This window comes from Fusicatenibacter saccharivorans (assembly GCF_015557635.1).
In the GTDB taxonomy this organism is placed as follows: domain Bacteria; phylum Bacillota; class Clostridia; order Lachnospirales; family Lachnospiraceae; genus Fusicatenibacter; species Fusicatenibacter saccharivorans.
Genome location: NZ_JADNOP010000001.1, coordinates 351,649 through 372,050, shown reverse-complemented (window position 1 = coordinate 372,050; position 20,402 = coordinate 351,649). Strand labels below are relative to the sequence as shown.

At 50.3% G+C, this 20,402-nt stretch carries 15 protein-coding genes; 11 read left to right on the top strand and 4 right to left on the bottom strand.

What is annotated here, in order from left to right; all coding sequences use genetic code 11:
* Positions 1–2: 2 nt before the first annotated feature.
* Both I2G42_RS01680 and I2G42_RS01675 read left to right on the top strand, forming a co-directional pair.
* Entirely contained in the window at positions 3–1,928 is a 1,926-nt protein-coding gene (locus tag I2G42_RS01680; protein ID WP_022463286.1) for an ABC transporter ATP-binding protein, read from the top strand.
* 240 nt (positions 1,929–2,168) lie between these two features.
* A complete protein-coding gene (locus tag I2G42_RS01675; RefSeq protein ID WP_119198150.1) occupies positions 2,169–3,479 on the top strand; it encodes a M18 family aminopeptidase in 1,311 nt (436 codons plus the stop codon).
* 94 nt (positions 3,480–3,573) lie between these two features.
* On the opposite strand, the gene I2G42_RS01670 is transcribed toward I2G42_RS01675, so the two are convergent.
* From I2G42_RS01670 to I2G42_RS01660, 3 genes are all read right to left on the bottom strand, one after another.
* Positions 3,574–7,164: an ABC transporter ATP-binding protein/permease gene (locus tag I2G42_RS01670; RefSeq protein WP_119198151.1), complete on the bottom strand. Its 3,591-nt coding sequence runs from the start codon at positions 7,162–7,164 to the stop codon at positions 3,574–3,576.
* 189 nt (positions 7,165–7,353) lie between these two features.
* Positions 7,354–7,677 (bottom strand): helix-turn-helix domain-containing protein, encoded by a 324-nt coding sequence (locus tag I2G42_RS01665; protein ID WP_055218165.1) that lies wholly within the window; start codon positions 7,675–7,677, stop codon positions 7,354–7,356.
* 218 nt (positions 7,678–7,895) lie between these two features.
* Positions 7,896–8,264 carry a DUF1292 domain-containing protein gene (locus tag I2G42_RS01660; RefSeq protein WP_117509071.1) on the bottom strand — a complete coding sequence of 123 codons (369 nt, stop codon included), beginning with the start codon at positions 8,262–8,264 and terminating at the stop codon, positions 7,896–7,898.
* A gap of 278 nt (positions 8,265–8,542) precedes the next feature.
* Here I2G42_RS01660 and I2G42_RS01655 point away from each other — a divergent pair, with 278 nt between their 5' ends.
* The 8 genes from I2G42_RS01655 (at position 8,543) to I2G42_RS01620 (ending at position 17,566) form a co-directional block, all read left to right on the top strand.
* Positions 8,543–9,607, top strand: coding sequence for a branched-chain amino acid aminotransferase (locus I2G42_RS01655; RefSeq protein ID WP_195530651.1), 1,065 nt, complete (start codon positions 8,543–8,545; stop codon positions 9,605–9,607).
* A 113-nt stretch (positions 9,608–9,720) separates the two neighbouring features.
* Positions 9,721–11,181, top strand: a complete 1,461-nt coding sequence (locus tag I2G42_RS01650) for an aminotransferase class I/II-fold pyridoxal phosphate-dependent enzyme (protein WP_195530650.1) — start codon at positions 9,721–9,723, stop codon at positions 11,179–11,181.
* An 81-nt stretch (positions 11,182–11,262) separates the two neighbouring features.
* A complete protein-coding gene (locus tag I2G42_RS01645; RefSeq protein ID WP_117509068.1) occupies positions 11,263–12,018 on the top strand; it encodes an exodeoxyribonuclease III in 756 nt (251 codons plus the stop codon).
* Between the two features lie 96 nt (positions 12,019–12,114).
* Positions 12,115–14,010, top strand: a complete 1,896-nt coding sequence (locus I2G42_RS01640; protein ID WP_195530649.1) for an alpha-amylase family glycosyl hydrolase — start codon at positions 12,115–12,117, stop codon at positions 14,008–14,010.
* Positions 13,988–14,605: a DUF5662 family protein gene (locus I2G42_RS01635; protein ID WP_243277111.1), complete on the top strand. Its 618-nt coding sequence runs from the start codon at positions 13,988–13,990 to the stop codon at positions 14,603–14,605. Before I2G42_RS01640 ends, I2G42_RS01635 begins: the two co-directional genes overlap by 23 nt.
* Positions 14,606–14,728: 123 nt before the next feature.
* Positions 14,729–15,211 carry a GntR family transcriptional regulator gene (locus tag I2G42_RS01630; protein WP_055226473.1) on the top strand — a complete coding sequence of 161 codons (483 nt, stop codon included), beginning with the start codon at positions 14,729–14,731 and terminating at the stop codon, positions 15,209–15,211.
* Positions 15,212–15,243: 32 nt separating this feature from the next.
* Complete coding sequence (locus I2G42_RS01625; protein WP_334294850.1) at positions 15,244–16,836, top strand: xylulokinase; 1,593 nt, start codon at positions 15,244–15,246, stop codon at positions 16,834–16,836.
* Between the two features lie 34 nt (positions 16,837–16,870).
* Positions 16,871–17,566, top strand: a complete 696-nt coding sequence (locus I2G42_RS01620) for an L-ribulose-5-phosphate 4-epimerase (protein WP_022461490.1) — start codon at positions 16,871–16,873, stop codon at positions 17,564–17,566.
* Between the two features lie 114 nt (positions 17,567–17,680).
* On the opposite strand, the gene I2G42_RS01615 is transcribed toward I2G42_RS01620, so the two are convergent.
* Entirely contained in the window at positions 17,681–18,709 is a 1,029-nt protein-coding gene (locus I2G42_RS01615; protein WP_117812866.1) for a LacI family DNA-binding transcriptional regulator, read from the bottom strand.
* Positions 18,710–19,021: 312 nt separating this feature from the next.
* Between I2G42_RS01615 and I2G42_RS01610 the strand changes: the two genes are divergently transcribed.
* The gene (locus tag I2G42_RS01610; RefSeq protein WP_117760371.1) at positions 19,022–20,395 is read left to right on the top strand and encodes an ABC transporter substrate-binding protein; all 1,374 of its coding nucleotides are present in this window, start codon (positions 19,022–19,024) and stop codon (positions 20,393–20,395) included.
* Positions 20,396–20,402: the final 7 nt, after the last annotated feature.

Genomic DNA, 20,402 nt, shown 5'->3' with positions numbered 1-20,402 from the left:
GAATGGCAGAGAGAGTACAGCAGGTAAAGGGGCCGGGCGCAAGACCTCCAAGAGGGGTGAAACCGCAGGTCAAGAATCCGATGAAGATCTTTACCAGAATTATGAAATATGCATTAAAGGATTATACCGTACATTGCATCGCTGTTGTCATTGCGATTTTTGTCAACGTCCTGGCAAACGTACAGGGAACGATGTTTATGAAAACGCTGATTGACGGCTATATCACGCCGATGCTGACCCAGCCGGATCCGGATTTTGGCCCGCTGCTCCACGCAATTTTGCGGGTGGCCGGATTTTACGGGATCGGTATTGTGGCTGCGTTCATTCAGAACCGTACCATGATTTATGTGTCCCAGGGAACCCTGCGGAATCTGAGAAATGATCTGTTCGGCAATATGGAAAAGCTGCCAATCAAATATTTTGATACGCATGCGCACGGCGATATTATGTCGATTTATACAAATGATATTGATACTCTGCGCCAGATGATCAGTCAGAGTATCCCGCAGATCATCAACAGTGCAATCACGATTGTCAGTGTCTTTGTCAGTATGCTGATTCTGAACATCCCGCTGACGATTACAACGCTGGTTATGGTATCTATCATGCTGGGAGTGACAAAAAAGGTGGCCGGATTTTCCGGAAATTTCTTTGTAAAACAGCAGAGGGATCTTGGTAAAGTCAACGGCTTTATCGAAGAGATGATGGATGGCCAGAAGGTTGTCAAGGTATTCTGTCATGAAGAGGAGAATATCGAAAAATTCAAAGAAATTAATAACAATCTGTATGAGAGTGCTTACAATGCCAATGCGTTTGCGAATGTCATCGGACCGATCAATGCACAGCTTGGAAATATGAGCTATGTTGTCTGTGCGATTGTCGGCGGTGCACTTGCCCTTGGCAATGTCGGTGGCTTTACGCTCGGTGGTCTGGCAAGCTTTCTGACCTTCAACAAGAGTTTTAACATGCCGATCAACCAGGTCAGCCAGCAGTTGAACGCAATCGTTATGGCACTTGCAGGAGCCGAACGTATTTTCCGCCTGATGGATGAAGAGCCGGAGCTGGACGAGGGGTATGTAACGCTTGTCAATGCGAAGGAAGAAAACGGAAAACTCACCGAGACGAAAGAGCGTACCGGAAAATGGGCATGGAAGCATACGCACCAGGCAGATGGATCTGTGGATTACCGCGAGCTGCAGGGCCGTGTGGTATTCGAACATGTTGATTTCGGCTATAACCCGGATAAAATCGTTCTGCACGATGTATCACTGTTTGCGGAGCCGGGTCAGAAGATCGCGTTTGTCGGTTCCACCGGAGCCGGAAAAACAACCATTACCAATCTGATCAACCGTTTTTATGATATTCAGAAAGGTAAGATCCGTTACGATGAGATCAATATTGGAAAGATCAAAAAAGACGATCTGAGAAGATCGCTTGGCATTGTTTTGCAGGATACACATCTGTTTACGGGAACGGTAAGAGAAAATATTGCCTTCGGAAAGCTCGATGCGACGGAGGATGAGGTTGTAGCAGCAGCAAAACTGGCGAATGCGCACGGGTTCATTATGCGTCTGCCGCAGGGCTATGACACAATGCTGACCGGAGACGGTGCGAATCTGTCCCAGGGTCAGCGGCAGCTTCTTGCGATCGCGCGTGCAGCCATTGCGGATCCGCCGGTACTGATTCTCGATGAGGCGACAAGCTCCATTGATACCCGTACCGAGCGCATTGTTCAGGATGGTATGGATAAGCTGATGAGCGGAAGAACAACCTTTGTTATCGCACATCGTCTGTCCACCGTACGAAACGCCGATTGTATCATGGTTCTTGAGCAGGGACAAATTATTGAGCGCGGTACCCATGATCAGCTGATGGAACAGAAAGGAAAATATTATCAGTTGTATACCGGAAATCAGGTTTCTGCATAGCAGAAAAAACGGAAAAAGTAAGTCCCGCACGACAGAAAATAAAAATCTGTCTGTGCGGGATTTTTTTGTGAAGCAGCGGCTGGTTTTATGTGCGAGTAGCGAAGCGGATTGCGAATATCCGATTCGAAACGATGATTGCGAGTGATACAGTAAGTTCCCACAGGTTTTTGGGTCTTGAAAAAGACAGCGGGATTTTATAAAATAGAAGAAGCGTTTGAATATATGCAAAGGAGAAAAACTATGGAATACCTGAATACAGCGCAGGAGCTGCTCGATTTTATCATGCGGTGCAAAAGCCCGTTTCATGTGGTAAAAGAAGCCAGTGATCTGCTGAACGAAAATGGATATACAAAACTGGAGGAGACAAAAGAATGGAGTCTCGTTCCGGGCGGAAAATATTATGTGACGAGAAATGAATCCTCGGTGATTGCGTTCCAGATCCCGGAGAGCGCATTTTCCAGCTACCAGATCATCGCAAGCCACAGCGACTGTCCGACGTTTAAAGTAAAGGGAGAGGACCCATTCGTGACGGATGGTCATTATACCCGCCTGAACGTGGAGGGCTACGGCGGAATGATCCGTTCCCCATGGTTTGACCGTCCGCTTTCCCTGGCGGGCCGCATGGTGGTACGTGACGGAAACAGCGTGAAATCCGTGCTGGTTGATGCCGGACGAGATCTGGTGACGATCCCGAATTTGCCGATTCATCTGAACCGCGACATCAACAACGGAATCAAATACAGTGTGCAGACCGACATGCTCCCGATTCTCGGTGATGAGACAGCGAAAGATCATTTCTATGAGCTGTTTCTGCCGGATACGGCAAAAGAGGACATCCTCTCGATGGAACTTTATCTGTACAACCGCGTGGAGGGCTCTATCTGGGGCGCCAGCAAAGAATTTCTGTCCAGCGGCCGCCTCGACGATCTGCAGAGCGCATTCGGTTCCTTAAAAGGATTCCTTGCCGCAAAAGCGACAGGTCAGGTTAATGTCTGCGCAATCTTTGACAACGAGGAAGTCGGAAGCCTTACCAAACAGGGCGCAGATTCGTCGTTCCTGACTGAGACCCTGCAGCACATCAACGCAGCGTGCGGAAAAGATACGATCGCTTACCACAGAGATCTTGCGGGAAGCTTTATGGTTTCTGCCGATAATGCACATGCGTTCCATCCGGCGCATGCGGAGAAATACGATCCGAAGAGCCGCGTCTACATGAACGGCGGCGTTGTCATCAAACAGAGTGCAAACCAGAAATACACGACCGATGCTGTTTCGGAAGCCGTAACAAAGATGATTTGCGAGAAGGCCGGCGTACCGTGCCAGGTATTCGCAAACCACGCCGACATTCCGGGCGGAAGCACGCTCGGCGCAATTCTGAACTCTCTTGTCTCGGTGACAAGCGTGGATATCGGAATGGCTCAGCTTGCGATGCATTCCCCGTATGAGACGGCAGGCGCCAAAGATACTGCTTATCTGGTGCAGTTCGCAAAGACCTTCTATGAGACGACACTGGTGCGGACAGAGCATGGATTTTTTCTGGAAGAAAAATAAAAGTTTAAGATAGAAAAAAGCGGCCGGCGGGACTTTTGAAAAGCCTCTGCCGGCCGCTTTTTGCGTACTTGCAAAGTGTGTTTTAAGGATCAGATTATTCTGTCCGGAGTGCCGTAACCGGATCGCTTTTTGCCGCTTTCTTCGACGGAATCAGACCGCCGATCAGGGTCAGAACGACGCTGAGTGCAATCAGAACAAGCGCCGGGACGAGCGGAAGAGAAGCACTGACCTTCGTCGTATCCGCCAGATGGTGGATCAGAAGGTTGCCCGGAATCATCAGAAGCAGCGAGAGCCCGATGCCGATCAGTCCTGCACAGAGTCCGATGATGAAGGTTTCGGCATTGAAGACCTGCGAAATATTGCGTTTCGAAGCACCGATCGCGCGCAGGATACCGATCTCTTTCTTGCGTTCCAGAACACTGATATAGGTGATGACGCCGATCATAATCGAGGAAACCACAAGGGAAATGCCGACAAAAGCGATCAGCACGTAGCTGATGATGTTGACGATATCCGTGACGGAGGACATCAGAGTGCCGACCATATCGGTGTACGAGATTACCTGCTCGTTTTTGCCTTCTTTTTCCATCGTGTCATTGTAACCGTCGAGGATGGAGACAACGTGTTCCTTGCTCTCAAAGTTTTTCGGGTAAATGCTGATCGAAGAAGGTTCGTCAAAATCAGCGTAGCCCAGTTTCTGCAGATTGCCCTCATAGGTGGAAGAGCCGGAAGAACTAAGAGAAGCGAAGAGCTCTTTCATATCATCCTCAGTCATATTCATCTGGAAGGCACTTGCAAAGGCATCGGTGTCAATCTTCATGGCATCGCCCATCGAATCCTGAAGAGAATTACCGACCTGCGTCATGGCGCGCTCCATCTCGGACTGAATTGCAGAGGCCATCTGCGTCATCATCTGTTCCATCGCGGAAGTGATCTGTGTCTGCAGAACCGAGGCGACAGAAGCGGAGTAGCTTCCCATAACGCCTGCCATGTAGTTTGTGAGCGCAGAAGAAACCTGGGACTGCAGTCCGTCGAGATCGACGATTTTTGTGATACCGCTGTTCAGCCGCTGCTGGCCGTCCGCCGTGTTCAGATAGGCGATAAAGTGCTGGCCCATCTCCGTCGGATCCGGCAGGCCGTTCTCCTTCACGTAAGCGAGATAACCGTTGGAAAGCTCCGTCGCAAGCGCAGTGAGCTGGTCGGATGTAATTTCGATATTGCCGTTGTTCTGCATCACCTCGGAAATCCAGTCGTTGATGATCTGAACAGCTTCTTCGGTCTGCAGATACTCCGCAAGATAAGCATCAAACTGTTCCGGGTCGGTGTAGCCCATCTTGATCAGGTATGCCTGATACCCTTTGAAGATCCGCTGAATGAGTTCCTGGATCTGTTCCTGTGTAATGGAAACACCGCCGCCTGCAATGATGGTCTGGATGTGGCGCCGCAGGATTTCCTGTGCTTCCGTGGAATTGATGTAGGAGACGAAATCCTCCTGTAAATGGGAATAATCCGCCTCCGGGTGCTCCGAGGCGTAGCCCTGATAGCCCTCCATGAGGCTGGAAGCCAGTTCCTGCATGCCGTCTTCACTGACATTGAGAGTAAGCCCGGATAAAATCTGGCCAAGATCAAGCTGCGGCAGTCCGTCGAAATTAAGAGAGATCTGACTGAGGTCAATCGCACCCGCGAGATCCATGCTGCTTCCGGCGTCCGCAAAGGCACTGGAAAAATCAAGGTTCATGGAATCACCGGAAAAAGCACCGGAGAGTGCGGAATCGTCGAACTGGAAAGCGTTCTGCAGCTTGTCCTCATCGACAGTGATAAAGGAATCCATATCAAGACCGCTGTTCTGATCCACGGTGCCGAATTCCTGATTCGTAAAGACATCGATGGAGGAGTCCGCCATCTGCTGTTTCACAATCTCGGATTTCTTTGCTTCCTCCACAACGTGGCGGGTCAGCGATGCCGGGTAATTGATGCCGGCGGTCAGGGCAGAGGCGGCAGAGTCAGGGGACGGCTGGACAATACCGGTGATTGTGAGCTTTTCGCCGTTGGCAACGAGCTTTTTCATATAGTCTTCGTTGTCGCTTTTATCTTTCCAGACCTGATACTGACTGTCGTATTCGTAGCAGTCGGCGCTGTTCACAAGACGGAACGTGGTGCCGAGGATATCATCGTAGGAATACGTGCCGATGGAGGAAGGGGTCTCGACGGTTTCTTCATTTAAAAACTGGCGGACCATCTCATCCAGCTCGAGTGCATCGCGGAGCCCCAGGGTGTAGAGCAGAAAATCACTCATTCCGCCGTCGGAAGTGAGGACAAGCACACATTCGTTATAGTTTTCCGGCCAGTGTCCGGCTTTTAAGTCGTACTGGTTCTCGTACAGGGAAGCGGTGTCCGGCATCTCGTAAAAGACGTTGGTGCTCATCATGGATGACATGATGCTGTTGGAGCTTGCGCCAAGGCCGAGCGAGCGGAACGACTGGTCCGGGTGCACCTGGCGGATGGAATCGCCGTTTTCGCGGTAGATCTGCGGCGTGACGGAGTAGGAATATTCGATGGCATTTGTGTAGTCGGAAATGCCGTCCGCACCGCCGTCAAGGTACTTTTTCAGGGAAGCGAGATCGTTGGAGTTCATGGTGGAGAACATGTTGGTCACGACTTCCTGGACTTTGATTTCATTCTTTTTGCCGGAATCTTTTGAGTCTTTGCCGGCATTCTGTGAGCCGACCATCATCGAAGTGAGGTCAAAGCCGGTGCTCTGGATCTGAAGAGGATATTCGGAGAGAGTTTCCTCTTCCATATTCTGAATATACTCGTTGACACCAGAGGAGAGTGCCAGAATCAGTGCAATGCCGATGATGCCGATTGAGCCGGCAAACGAGGTGAGCAAGGTCCGCGCTTTCTTGGTGCGCAGGTTATTAAAACTTAAGGAGAGTGCCGTCAGAAAGGACATCGACGATTTGCCCATGTTTTTGTGTTTGGGCGGAAGCAGGGTTTCGGAATCCGGCTCAAACGGGTTCGTGTCGGAGCAGATCACACCGTCACGCAGGGTGACGATCCGGTTGGCGTAAAGCTCGGCGAGCTCCGGATTGTGTGTGACCATGACGACAAGGCGTTCTTTGGCAACTTCCTGCAGCAGGTCCATGACCTGAATACTGGTGTCGGAATCGAGCGCGCCGGTCGGCTCATCGGCAAGCAGAATTTCCGGATCATTGACAAGAGCGCGGGCGATGGCGACACGCTGCATCTGACCGCCGGACATCTGGCTCGGCCGCTTGTGGAGCTGTTTTCCAAGACCGACCTTTTCAAGTGCCGCGATTGCTTTTTTGCGCCGCACCTCTTTGGAAACACCGGAAATGGTAAGCGCCAGCTCTACGTTTGCAAGGATGGTCTGGTGCGGGATCAGGTTGTAGCTCTGGAAGACAAAGCCGATCGTGTGGTTCCGGTAGGAATCCCAGTCGCGGTCCTTATACTTTTTCGTGGAAATGCCGTTGATGATCAGATCGCCGCTGTCGTAGCGGTCGAGGCCGCCGATGATATTCAGAAGCGTCGTCTTTCCGGAACCGCTCGGCCCTAAAATAGCGACAAACTCGTTGTCGCGCAAATTTAAGGACACATCGTCGAGCGCTTTCTGTACCAGCGTCCCGGTCCGGTATTCTTTTTTGATATGCTGAATCTGTAGCATGAAAGGGTAACTCCTTCTGTGATTAATATGTGAACAGTTGTCCTTTATTCTACAACGAAATACGGGAAAAGTCCCGGGCTTTAGAAAAATTTAAGAAAAGTTTATCGACAGAAAAAAAGTTCCGCCTCTGTTTTAGAAAAACAAAAAACGGAACTTTCTTTATCTGTGATACTTATGATGCCGGAAAAGTCAGACTTCCATCAGAAGACCTTTCATATAAGCTTTTAAGATTTTCTTTTTCTCCAGCGAAAGATTATTGTAAAGCGTAATGATTTCCTGCTGTCCTTCGGTAAGCTGCAGGGCATCCGGCTCGTCGAGAAAGAAATCGGCAAGTGTGATGCCGAAAGCGTCGCAGAGCTTCTGCAGGGTAGGGATGGTTGGAATATTGGTGCGGTTTACCATATTATTTAAGGTAGAATAGGGAATGTCCGCCTCTTTTGCAAGACGGTAATAAGTCCAGGAACGCTCTTTGCATAAATCCTGAATGTGCTGTATCACATCTTTATCTCTCATAAAAAGATACCTCGTATTCCTATGTAATGTAGCGGCATGAAAATTGCTACTCACATATATTATACGTCTGTAAAAGAATAGAAACAGATCTTAAAGAGAGATGCAGAAAAGCTGTACAAATAAGAAATAATGGGAATTTGAGAGAAAAAGAGAGAAAAACCCGGCAGGAAAATAAGGTCTCCCGCCGGGTTCTGCAATCGTTTCAAAGTCTGTGATTCTTACTCTTCGGTGGAATTTTCTTCCATCTCGTTGAACTGCTCGGTATCCATCAGCTCGTCGAATGCGTCTGCTGCAATTTCGTACTCTTCATCGGAATCGATGTTGTCGAGGTTCGGCTGGCCGTTCTCTTCGTAGTAACGATACAGATAAACTTCGCCGTCTTCGTTCTCGCCGTTTTCATCGAGCGGCAGAAGAGCGATGTACTCTTTCTGGTTCGGAGCTGGGAAAATGGTCAGTACGGCACATTTTACTTCGGTATCGTCGTCCAGTGTCAGGGTAACAGTCGGCTGATCCAGATCCTGGCAGTCGCTGCCGCAGTCTGCGCAGTCTCCGCTGCAGGATGCGCTGTTGAATAATTCTTCACTCATTTGTATTACCTTCCTTTTTCGTGTTCAAGTCTTATCAGGTTCTTGTCTGCCATTCTAACAGATAATAGAAAAAAACACAATGGCTGTGCCGGGAAAGCAGAAAAAATGCGGCTGATACAGGAAAATACGGAAAAGATACAATAAATAAGAACGAAAAAATGAAAAATTAGTCGTATTTTCTATTGACTGTTTTCGGGTACAGTTTTATACTATCACTATTGAATCTAAATATACAGGCAGCTGAACAAACTTATCCTCAACTGCCGGGGAGGCAAAAAATGGATATCAGATTTGAAAAAAGAGAACATTTACAGGAAAAACCGGATCAGAAAAATCTTGGATTCGGAAAACACTTTACAGACTATATGTTTGTCATGGACTGGGACAAAGAGCAGGGATGGCATGATGCAGCAATCGTACCGTACGGCGGAATCCCGATGGATCCTGCAACCATGGTACTTCACTATGCACAGGAAACGTTCGAGGGACTGAAAGCCTACAGAACAGCAGAAGGAAAGATCCAGCTGTTCCGTCCGGAAATGAACGCACGCCGTATGATTAAATCCAACGAGAGACTCTGCATGCCGGGCGTACCGGAGGAGATGTTTGTAGAAGCTGTCAAAGCACTGGTTAAAGCACAGGAAGACTGGGTACCGTCTGAGCCAGGTACATCTCTTTACATCCGTCCGTTCATGTTCGCTACTGAGGCAAGCCTTGGCGTACATATGGCAAAATCCTACAAATTCGTTATCATCACCACTCCGGTTGGAGCATACTATGCAGAGGGCATCAACCCGGTTAAGATCCTGGTTGAGGATGAATATGTCCGTGCAGTCAAAGGCGGCACAGGCTTCACAAAATGCGGCGGTAACTATGCAAGCTCCATCGCAGGCCAGGTAAAAGCAGAGAAGATGGGATGCACCCAGGTTCTGTGGCTGGACGGCGTACATCGTAAATATGTAGAGGAAGTTGGAACCATGAACATCATGTTCAAGATCGCCGGCGAAATCTACACCGCACCGCTGGAAGGAACCGTACTTCCGGGCGTAACCCGTGATTCCCTGATCCACATCCTGCGTGACTGGGGCTACAAAGTAAACGAGACCCACCTGTCCATCGACGACCTGATGAAAGCAGGCCATGACGGCACACTGGAAGAGGCATTCGGTACCGGTACAGCAGCTGTTGTATCTCCAGTCGGCGAGTTCGTATACAAAGACGATTCCGTTATCGTCAACGATTTCAAGATCGGTGAGCTGACCCAGAAACTGTACGATACCCTGACCGGTATCCAGTGGGGCAAGCTGGAAGACAAATATGGCTGGACTACTCCGGTAGAATAAACCATAATAAACAGAAAAATGCGAATAAGGGGTCCTTCCCGCACGGCGGTGCGGGGAGGATTCTTTCGTTTCAGAAAAAGATGGAGAAACCATTGGAAAGGAAACAAAACAGAATGGATCAGAATCGAATGCCTCTTGTGGAGGCGTTACAACAGTTCAGGGAGGAAGCGCCGGCTTATTTCCGCATCCCGGGACACCGGTTTGAGCGGGGGCTGGATGAGGCGCTAAACGGAGCATCGCTTGCAGCGTATGACCTCTCGGAGGCAGAAGGCCTCGACGATCTTCACCATGCAGAGGGCGTGATCGCGGAGGCGCAGCGTCTGGCGGCAGAAACGTGGAAGGCAAAAAAAACGTTCTTTCTCGTCAACGGTACGACATGCGGCAACGAGGCGATGGTGCTTTCGTCTGTGAAAGAGGGCGAAAAAATCATTGTTCCGCGAAACGTGCACAAATCGGTGCTGATGGGCCTGATTTTAAGCGGAGCCACACCGGTTTATGTGATGCCGGAGTACAGCACGAAATGGCAGATGTGGGGCGGCGTAACGCCGGAGACGATCGAAAAAGCCTTCGCGGAAACGCCGGATGCGAAAGCCGTACTTCTGGTCAGCCCGACGTACTACGGTCTTTGCAGTGATCTGCAGGCGATCGCAGAAATCTGTCACTGCCACAACGCAGCGCTTCTTGTCGATGAAGCACATGGATCGCACCTCTATTTTTCCGAACAGCTTCCTCTCGGCGCACTGGAAAGTGGTGCGGATGCCTGCGCGCAGAGTATCCACAAAACGGCGGGTTCCTTTACACAGAGCTCCTTCTTATCACTCGGTTCTGGCCGTCTCGATGAGGCAAGAGTGGCCGCCAATCTGCAGATGGTACAGAGTACATCGCCGTCCTACCTTCTGATGGCATCCCTCGATGCGGCGCGGCGCGGGATGGCGCTGCACGGAAAAGAGCGAATGGAACGCGCGCTGGAACTCGGCCAGAGGGCGCGGCAGGAGCTTGCAAAGATCAAAGGAATCGAAGTTCTTGGGACCGAGATGGAAGGAACGTGCGGCGTATGGAAGATCGACCTGACGCGTCTTGTATTCTCGGCAAGAGAACTTGGTATTTCCGGCTACGATCTGCAGGTGCGTCTGTACGAGGAATACCGCGTCAGTACAGAGCTTGCCGACGAGGAGAACGTGGTCTGCGTTATTACCTGGGCAAACAGCGAGGAAGATATCACACGGCTGATCGATGCGCTGGCAGGAATTTCGGCAGCAGAGAGCGGGAAAACGACGGGGCGGACGAAGTTTACAGAAAAGCAGTGGCTGTTCCGCAGCCTGCCGGAGATGGTAAAGACACCGCGCGAGGCATATTTTGCGGAGAAGGAAGCCGTTCCGTTTGCAGAAGCGGAAGGACGAATTGCAGCCGAGATGGCAGCCCCATATCCGCCGGGAATCCCGCTCATCTGCCCGGGCGAGCGGTACAGCAGAGAAATGTTGGAACTGATGCGCCAGTATAAAGCAGACGGCTGCGAATTTCACGGACCGTCGGATGCGTCGCTGGAAGTGCTGTATGTTCTGAAAGAGGAATAAAAGAAAACGGAAGTCGGTTCCCAGCGCTTTGCAACAGAAACCGCAGAGAACAGACTGTCAGGAAAAGGAGATGAATTGCGTATGAAAAAAATGATATCCTGGAACGTAAATGGACTGAGAGCCTGTATGAAGAAAGGCTTTCAGGAATACTTTGAGGCGGCAGATGCCGATATTTTCTGCCTGCAGGAGACAAAGCTGCAGGAAGGACAGATCGACCTTGAGCTGCCCGGCTATCATCAGTATTGGAATTATGCGGAAAAGAAAGGATATTCCGGCACGGCCCTGTTTACCAAAGAGGAGCCGATTTCTGTTCGCTATGGTATCGGAATCGAAGAACATGATATGGAAGGCCGTGTGATCACGGCAGAGTTTCCGGAATACTTTGTTGTAACCGTCTACACACCGAATTCACAGGATGAATTAAAACGCCTTGCCTACCGGATGGAGTGGGAGGATGCGTTTCTTTCTTACTTAAAAGGACTGGAGCAGGAAAAACCGGTGATTTTCTGCGGAGATCTGAACGTCGCAGCGACCGAGATGGATATCAAAAATGCAAAGGCAAATGAGAAAAACGCCGGCTTTACGAAAGAGGAGCGCGAAAAATTTGCTGTGATCAAAGAAAAAGGCTTTGTTGATTCCTTCCGTATGCTGTATCCGGACACCGTGACGTATTCCTGGTGGTCATACCGCTTTCAGGCACGCCAGCGGAATGCAGGATGGCGGCTTGATTACTTTATGGTATCAGAGTCCTTAAAAGATGCAGTTGCAGATGCCAAAATCCATACCGAAATTCTCGGTTCCGACCATTGCCCGGTGGAACTGGATTTAGAGGTATAACAATTGGTAACATTGGTCAATTGACAATTTTATTCAAATGATTTACATTAATAGTATGACAATTGCAACAAATTATAAAAAATAAGGGCGGGAATTATGATACAGACAAAAAACAGAGGAAAATATCGAATTTTACCGGGAAATCCGGAGAAAATGGGCGCATCGGCGACGAAAGACGGATACAATTTTGCCGTAGAAGTATCAGATGGAAAAAAAGCAGAGCTTCTGCTGTACCGGAAAGGTCACCAGAAACCGTTTCTTACCGTGCCGCTTCCGGAAGAGGAGCGCACTGGCGTGATCAGTTCCGTGGAAATCACAGGCCTGACGGTAGGAAAGTTTTCGTATGCCTACCGGATGGATGAAGTTTTCTGCTTGGATCCGTATGCGGGAGCAGTAGAAGGAAGAGAAACCTTCGGTGCACCGATGGAAAAAGAAGAGGGCGCCTGCTGCTGCCTTCTCCCGGAGTACCCGGTAATGCGCACCACCTCACTGCACCGGCCGTATGAGGAGACGATTCTGTATAAGCTCCATGTGCGCGGCTTCACCAAAGACGGAAGCTCCCGTGTAAAGAACAAGGGAACGTTCCGCGGCGTGATCGAAAAAATTCCATACTTAAAAGAACTCGGTATCAATGCAGTAGAACTGATGCCGTCCTACGAGTTTTTTGAGTGGACCTCCCTTACGGAGCCGGCCTATGTATATCCGGTGCCGGCGGAAGAGAAGCGCGTGAATTATTGGGGATATGGCACAAAGGCCCTGTATTTTGCTCCGAAAGCTTCGTATGCTGCATCCGCAGATGCCGTCGCAGAGTTCGCAGAGATGGTCGATGCCCTGCATGAGAATGGTATCGAATGCCTGATGGAATTCTGTTTTGCCCCGGGAACGCCTTCTGGTTTTGCCCTGCAGGTTCTGCACCACTGGCAGCTCCGCTATCAGATCGACGGTTTCCATCTGGTCGGCGATGCATCGCTGGCAGAAGAAGCGTCCAAAGATGCACTCCTTCGGAAGACGAAACTGATTTTCCTCGGTTTTGACGGCGCACGGATCTATCAGGGAAAACGCCCGTGGTTCCGGAATTTAGGGGAACACAATCAGGGCTACCAGTACCATATCCGCCGCTTCTTAAAAGGCGATGAGGGCAGCCTTTCCGACTTCACCTATTATCTGAGAAGAAGCCCGGAGACACACGGTGTGATCAATTATCTTGCGGATCACGACGGTTTTACCCTGTATGACAGCGTTTCCTACGAACAGAAACACAATCTGGACAACGGCGAAGACAATATGGATGGTTCCAACGAAAACCTGACCTGGAACTGCGGCGCAGAAGGCGTGACCCGGAAACTGGCTGTGCGCGCGCTGCGTCTCCGCCAGCTGAAAAATGCCGTTCTCATGCTGATGACAAGCCAGGGAACACCGCTGATTTACGGCGGCGATGAATTCGGCAACAGCCAGAAGGGCAACAACAACGCCTGGTGCCAGGACAACAAAACCGGCTGGATCGACTGGAAAGCAGCCGCCCGGAATCCGGAGTTTGCCGCCTTTGTAAAAGCAGCAATCGCCTTCCGGAAAGCGCATCCGGCGCTGCACGGCGAACGCGAGCCGCGCCTCATCGACTACAAATCCTACGGCTGCCCGGATATGTCCTTCCACAGCCAGAGAGCCTGGTTCTCCCAGATGGAAAATACGTGCCGTTTTATCGGTGTGATGTACTGCGGAAGTTATTTCCAGGACAAAGACGGAAACAAGGACGACGATCTTTATATTGCCTACAACATGCACTGGAATCCGCATGAGCTGGCACTGCCGTCCCTCCCGGAACAGAAGGTCTGGTATCTGACGGCCGACACCAACACACCGGAAGTATTCCTGACAGAAGAAAATCAGAAAAAAGTCAGCGCAAAAACGGTCATCGTGCCGCCGCGCAGTATCATAATTTTAACAGGAAAGCAGGAGAAGAGACAGAATGATGAAAGCATGGCAGCACTTTAAAACCATTACCACACACAAAATATGGGTCATGCGGTACTGCTTCAAAATAGGACTGTACTGGCAGGGACTGACCCACGACCTCTCGAAATATTCGCCGACGGAATTTCTGGTCGGCATGAAATACTATCAGGGCGACCGGAGTCCCAATAACGCCGAGCGCGAAGACACCGGCATGTCAAAATCCTGGATGCACCATAAAGGGCGCAACAAACATCATTTTGAATACTGGATTGATTACGGTATCAATTGTGACACCATCATCAAAGGCGTCCCAATGCCGCGCCGCTACGTCGCCGAGATGATTATGGACCGCATCAGCGCGTCCCGCGTCTACCTCGGAGACGCTTATACCGATCAGGCGCCGTACCAGTATCTCAAAAAAGGAATCGGCCACCTCTGGTTCGTCCATCCCGAGACACTCTCGCAGCTCGAATTTCTGCTGCGCATGCTCTCGGAACGCGGCGAAGACGATACCCTCTATTACATCCGCTACCACTTTCTAAAAGGTGACCCCGTCCCGCGAATGCACTGTCCTCAAGAATACACCGTCTACGAAGAGGCCATCCGCAAGAAAGTGTCCCCGTCCACTCATTAAGGTATTGGACCCACCCGCCCTCCCGATACTCCTGAGCGTCCCTTTCCCACAACAAAAATACAACTTGTTACAACAACCGTACAAGTTGTATTATAAATTCCAGAAAGGGGAATCACCAATCACATGGAACCAACCACCGGCAAAGCCAAATACTACACCCTGATGGAAGCCCTAAAAGAGCAGATTCTCTCCGGAACCATAAAACCCGGCCAGAAGCTTCCCTCCGAAAACGAACTGACCCGGGAATACGCCCTCTCACGCCACACCGTCCGAAAGGCCCTCGCTCTTCTCGAAAATGAAGGCTACATCACCGCCCAGCACGGCAAAGGAACCTTTTGCTCCGAGCGCGTAATCCAGCGTCATAATTCAAAAAACATCGCCGTCACCGGATACGACAACTCGCTGATCGGCCAGAGCAGTCCGATCGGGATCACGACCATTGCCCATCCGCAGGAAAAACTCGGTGAGATGGCAGCAGAGCTCATTCTCGAAAAAATCAGAAAAGTCCCGGAAGAAGAAAGCAGCGTCAAACGCCTGATTTCCCCGGAACTCATCGTAAGAGAATCCACCGCAGGAAAAAATCTGTCAACAGAGACGAAAAAATAGAAAAGAACCCAAGGGAGGAAAAAACAATGGGAATGGATGCAAAAACAGCAATCCTCGAACAGAAAACAGCACTTGGTATTGAGCTCGGCTCAACCAGAATCAAAGCCGTCCTGATCGGCGCAGACAACGCCCCGATCGCATCCGGAGATCACGAGTGGGAAAACCGCTACGACAACGGCGTGTGGACCTACACCCTCGAGGACATCTGGACGGGCCTGCAGGATGCCTATACCAAAATGGCAGCTGATGTTAAAGAAAAATACGACATCACCCTGACCCGCGTCGGAGCCATCGGCTTCAGTGCCATGATGCACGGCTATATGGCATTTGACAAAGCAGGAAACCTCCTCGTGCCGTTCCGCACCTGGAGAAACAATATCACAGAAGAAGCAAGCGAGAAGCTGACCGATCTTTTCGGATTCCACATCCCGCAGAGATGGACTATCGCCCATCTGTATCAGGCAATCTTAAACGGTGAGCCGCATGTGGCAGATATCGACTACGTGACAACCCTTGCCGGATACATTCAGTGGAAAATGACCGGCGAGCGTGTCGTTGGTGTCGGCGAGGCATCTGGAATCTTTCCAATCGATTCTGAAACCAACACTTACTTTGCCGACATGATCGCCAAATTTGACGAGGCAGTCGCAGACAAAGCATATTCATGGAAAGCACTCGATGTTCTGCCGCACGTTCTGACCGCAGGTGACAATGCCGGTGTTCTGACAAAAGAAGGTGCCGCACTTCTCGACATGTCCGGAAATCTGGAAGCAGGCATTCCGCTCTGCCCGCCGGAGGGAGATGCCGGAACAGGTATGGCAGCAACAAACAGCGTCCGCGTCAGAACCGGAAACGTGTCTGCCGGAACTTCCGTTTTTGCTATGATCGTTCTGGAGAAGAACCTTTCCAAAGTATACCCGGAGATCGATATGGTAACAACCCCGTCCGGTCATCCGGTTGCCATGGTGCACTGCCAGAACTGTACTTCTGATCTGAATGCATGGGTCAATCTCTTCCGTGAATTTGCGCAGACCTTCGGCATGGAAATCAGCACGAATGATCTGTTCGGCAAGCTGTACAACAAAGCCCTGGAGGGCGACGCAGACTGCGGCGGACTCCTTGCCTACAACTACTTCTCCGGCGAGCACGTAACCGGCTTCAACGAGGGCCGTCCTGTCTTCGCACGTACTCCGGATGCGAAATTCAATCTGGCAAACTTTATGAGAGTCAACCTGTTTACTTCCCTTGGCGCCTTGAAAGTCGGCCTTGATATCCTGATGAAAGAGGAGCATGTGCAGGTCGACCAGATTCTCGGCCACGGCGGTCTCTTCAAGACAAAAGGTGTCGGCCAGAAGATCCTCGCAGGTGCCATCGACGCACCGGTTTCCGTCATGGAGACAGCAGGAGAGGGCGGAGCCTGGGGCATCGCACTGCTGGCTTCTTATATGATCAACAAAGAAGAGAATGAAACACTCGAGGATTACCTCGATGCAAAAGTCTTCGCAGGAAATGCCGGAACCAAGATGGATCCGGACCCGGCAGACGTCGCTGGATTTGAAGTATTCACCGAGCGCTACAAAAAAGGCCTGCCGATTGAGCGTGCAGCAGTAGAGAGCTTAAAATGAACCATCGTTTGGGAAAGACAGAAAGGACAACACAATGTTAGAAGAACTGAAAAAAAGAGTATACGAAGCCAACATGCTTCTTCCAAAATACGGACTGGTTACCTTTACCTGGGGAAATGTCAGCGAGATTGACCGGGAAAGCGGTCTGTTCGTCATCAAACCAAGCGGCGTGGATTACGACCTGCTGACACCGGACGATATGGTTGTCATGGATCTGAACGGAAACAAAGTAGAAGGACGCTACCGTCCGTCTTCTGACACCCCGACCCATCTGGAGCTGTACAAAGCATTTCCGGAGATCGGCGGCATTGTTCACACCCATTCCTCCTATGCGACAAGCTGGGCACAGGCGGGAAGAAGCATTCCGTGCTACGGAACAACCCATGCAGACTACATCTACGGTGAAGTACCGTGCCTGCGCTGCCTGACAAAAGAAGAGATTGACGAGGCATACGAGGAAAACACCGGCCATCTGATCGTCAATGAGTTCAAACGGATGGGAAAAGATGTAAAAGCCGTTCCGGCCGTTCTTTGCAAGAACCACGGACCGTTCACCTGGGGCAAAGATGCGCATGAGGCTGTTCACAATGCTGTTGTCCTCGAAGAGGTTGCCAAAATGGCATACCGTGCCGAGACCATCAACCCGAGAATCCAGCCGGCACCGCAGGAGCTGCAGGATAAACACTATTACCGTAAGCATGGTGCAAATGCTTATTACGGACAGAACTAAAAAAGAGTAAGAAGATAAGAAAAGTGTCATCCACAAGCTGCAGGGCACACAGCCCGCAGGTGGATGACACTTTTTTGATAAAAACATTTTTATGATAGAAATCTGCTTTTAAAATCAAGTGGTCGTCTGACGCCGGATCAGAAGCGGCGGAACGGTCTTGTGAACCGGCTCGGCAAGCGGCACCGGGTGGCGTTTTTTCCGTTCCTGCATCTGGGAGACCAGAAGGGAAACAGCCTCGTCTGCAATCTGGTCAATCTGCTGGCCGACAGTGCTGATCGGATAGATAGCCTGCTCGGAAATCGGCGCACCGTCGAAGCCGATGAGTTCGTAATCGTTCGGCAGGGTATGGTACTTGCGGATCAGAAGATTTAAAAGAATATTGGCATGATCATCGTTGGAGAGGAAGATGCCCTTTTTCTGACCGGCATATTTTTGTTCGATGTTGTCAAAGATTTCCTGCAGCGGTGCTGCGGCTTCCTGATAGGAGAGTCCAAAATCCCGAATGATAACCTTGTGCGGTACACCGGCCTTTATACAGGCATCCTGGAAACCGGCGAGACGGCGGTAGGCAGGAACATTTTCTTTGGTCGGTGAGTTCAGATGAATCAGGACATCACAGTGGTTATGAATCAGAAGCGAAGTCGCTTCGTACGCGCCGAGGTAGTTGTCTGTATTGACACTGCTGACGAACTGGTCTTCGCGCTCAATTGCAACGACCGGGATCTGCAGATCGGAGAGTTCGCGGGAGGAGAGTGTATGGGAGAGGACGATGAGGCCCTCGATTTTGTACGACATCAGCTCCTGAATGTAGCGGTGCTCCGTCTCGTCGTGGCCGTTTCCGGCGAAGACGAGGAATTTATAGCCATATTTCTCATAAGAAGCAAGAATCTGATTCAGCATCTCGGAATAGTAGTTCATGGAGAGACTCGGGATCAGGACGCCGACAAATTCGGTCTGTCCGTTCGCGAGAATTTTTGCCACTTTGTTTTCTTTATAGTTCAGTTTATCCAGTGCATCGGAAATGATCTGCTGATTTTCCGGTGTCAGGGAATCCGGGTTGTTGAAATACCGGGAAATGGTTGTTTTGGAAAAATGCGTGTACTGTGCAATATCATTAAAGGTTACATTTTTTTTTCGTGCCATAAGTTCAAGTGTCCTTCCCTTCAAAAGTGTTGCGTGAATCATGTAAGCTTTCAGAAAAAAACAAATAATATATGAAGATAGTATAACATTTCTCGCCCGCCGGAACAAGCGGGAATCGGTTAAGTAACCGGTTTTGTAAAAGTTCCACAAAAGCCAAAAACAAAATTATGGAAAATCACGAAAAGTAAAGAAAATATTGACGAAACCCACTGTCAATGCTATGATAAAGACAATGAAAGTAACCGGTTACTTGACCGGTTACACAAAACGAAGGACAGGACCAGCTGTCCAGAGATAACAGGAGGAATTGTGATGAGAAAGAAATTTAGTGCCAGGGCGGCAGCTCTTGGAATGTCTGGCGTGCTTCTTACTTCTGCACTGACCGGATGCACCTTCGGCTTCGCAAGCGATCCGGATGACCCGAACGCAGTAAAAGAAGAAGTGCCGATCGACATGACCACCGATACCTTCCAGTACGATACGTCGCTTTCCGGAACGAGTATCGTCATCATGAACACAAAAGCAGAAATCCAGACAGCACTGGAAGAGATTGCAAAAGTGTTCGAGGAGAAAGCAGGCGTACATATTGAGATCATGCCGGTAACGGACGGCGATTCTCCTTATACCAAAGTAGTCAGCCTCTACAACTCCGGAAACCCGCCGACACTTTCCATTCTGGATACGACCGATGTCATTGCACTGGCAGAAGAAAAAGCAGCCGACTTAAGCAATGAAGCATGGACCGGCGAGGCAGAAGAGTACCTGACCAAAATCAACGGAAAGGTTTACAGCTTCCCGCTTTGTATCGAGGGCCGCGGTATTATCTACAACAAGAGCGTGATTGAAGATACCTTAGGTACCGAGTTCGATCCATCCGATATCAAAACCCAGGACGATTTCGCAGCACTTCTCCAGAGCCTGCGGGACAACGGAATGAAGAATCCGATCTCCATGGCAAAAGAAGACTGGTCCCTTGGAGCACACCAGCTGCAGTACATCTACGAGACATACAACGGAACCTCCGACGGTGCAGCAGAAGTCATCAACGAGCTGAAGGACGGAACCTTATATCTGCCGGACTACACCCGCATGAACGAGTTCCTGAATACCTTTGACCTGTTAAAAGAGTACAACGTAGCAAAGGGCGATCCACTCGGCGCAGATTACGATGAGATGGCAATTGACCTGGCAGACGGAAAAACCGCTTTCTGGTTCAACGGAAACTGGGCATGGCCGAACCTTGAGGAGGCAGGAGCCGAGACGACCGACGAGTACGGTTTCCTTCCATACTTCCTGAACAATGATCCGGACGACTTCGTCAACAGCAAAATCCAGGCATCCCCGTCCAAACAGATCATGCTGGATGATATCGTGGCTACCGACGAGCAGAAAGCAGCAGCAAAAGAGTTCCTGAACTGGCTGGTTTACAGTGAGATCGGACAGCAGATGGTTGTAAAGACCTGCAGCCTGATCCCTCCGTTTAAAAACAACCCGAACGAGCCAAGCGATCCGTTAAGCCGCGACATTTACGAAAAAGTACAGAACGGCGGAGCATTCAACGCATCTGCGATCGTGCCGAACGATCACTGGTCTGTCCTTGGTGCGGCAATGCAGAAATATCTGGCCGGAAGAAGTGACCGCGAGGAACTGATAGATTCCATCCAGGCATACTGGGATGAGCAGTAAGCCGGAG

Excerpts from the sequence above, each read along its gene's own strand:
- I2G42_RS01680 (WP_022463286.1), top strand. The coding sequence starts at position 3 with ATGGCAGAGAGAGTACAGCAGGTAAAGGGGCCGGGCGCAAGACCTCCA.
- I2G42_RS01675 (WP_119198150.1), top strand. The coding sequence starts at position 2,169 with ATGGAATACCTGAATACAGCGCAGGAGCTGCTCGATTTTATCATGCGG.
- I2G42_RS01670 (WP_119198151.1), bottom strand. The coding sequence starts at position 7,164 with ATGCTACAGATTCAGCATATCAAAAAAGAATACCGGACCGGGACGCTG.
- I2G42_RS01665 (WP_055218165.1), bottom strand. The coding sequence starts at position 7,677 with ATGAGAGATAAAGATGTGATACAGCACATTCAGGATTTATGCAAAGAG.
- I2G42_RS01660 (WP_117509071.1), bottom strand. The coding sequence starts at position 8,264 with ATGAGTGAAGAATTATTCAACAGCGCATCCTGCAGCGGAGACTGCGCA.
- I2G42_RS01655 (WP_195530651.1), top strand. The coding sequence starts at position 8,543 with ATGGATATCAGATTTGAAAAAAGAGAACATTTACAGGAAAAACCGGAT.
- I2G42_RS01650 (WP_195530650.1), top strand. The coding sequence starts at position 9,721 with ATGGATCAGAATCGAATGCCTCTTGTGGAGGCGTTACAACAGTTCAGG.
- I2G42_RS01645 (WP_117509068.1), top strand. The coding sequence starts at position 11,263 with ATGAAAAAAATGATATCCTGGAACGTAAATGGACTGAGAGCCTGTATG.
- I2G42_RS01640 (WP_195530649.1), top strand. The coding sequence starts at position 12,115 with ATGATACAGACAAAAAACAGAGGAAAATATCGAATTTTACCGGGAAAT.
- I2G42_RS01635 (WP_243277111.1), top strand. The coding sequence starts at position 13,988 with ATGAAAGCATGGCAGCACTTTAAAACCATTACCACACACAAAATATGG.
- I2G42_RS01630 (WP_055226473.1), top strand. The coding sequence starts at position 14,729 with ATGGAACCAACCACCGGCAAAGCCAAATACTACACCCTGATGGAAGCC.
- I2G42_RS01625 (WP_334294850.1), top strand. The coding sequence starts at position 15,244 with ATGGATGCAAAAACAGCAATCCTCGAACAGAAAACAGCACTTGGTATT.
- I2G42_RS01620 (WP_022461490.1), top strand. The coding sequence starts at position 16,871 with ATGTTAGAAGAACTGAAAAAAAGAGTATACGAAGCCAACATGCTTCTT.
- I2G42_RS01615 (WP_117812866.1), bottom strand. The coding sequence starts at position 18,709 with ATGGCACGAAAAAAAAATGTAACCTTTAATGATATTGCACAGTACACG.
- I2G42_RS01610 (WP_117760371.1), top strand. The coding sequence starts at position 19,022 with ATGAGAAAGAAATTTAGTGCCAGGGCGGCAGCTCTTGGAATGTCTGGC.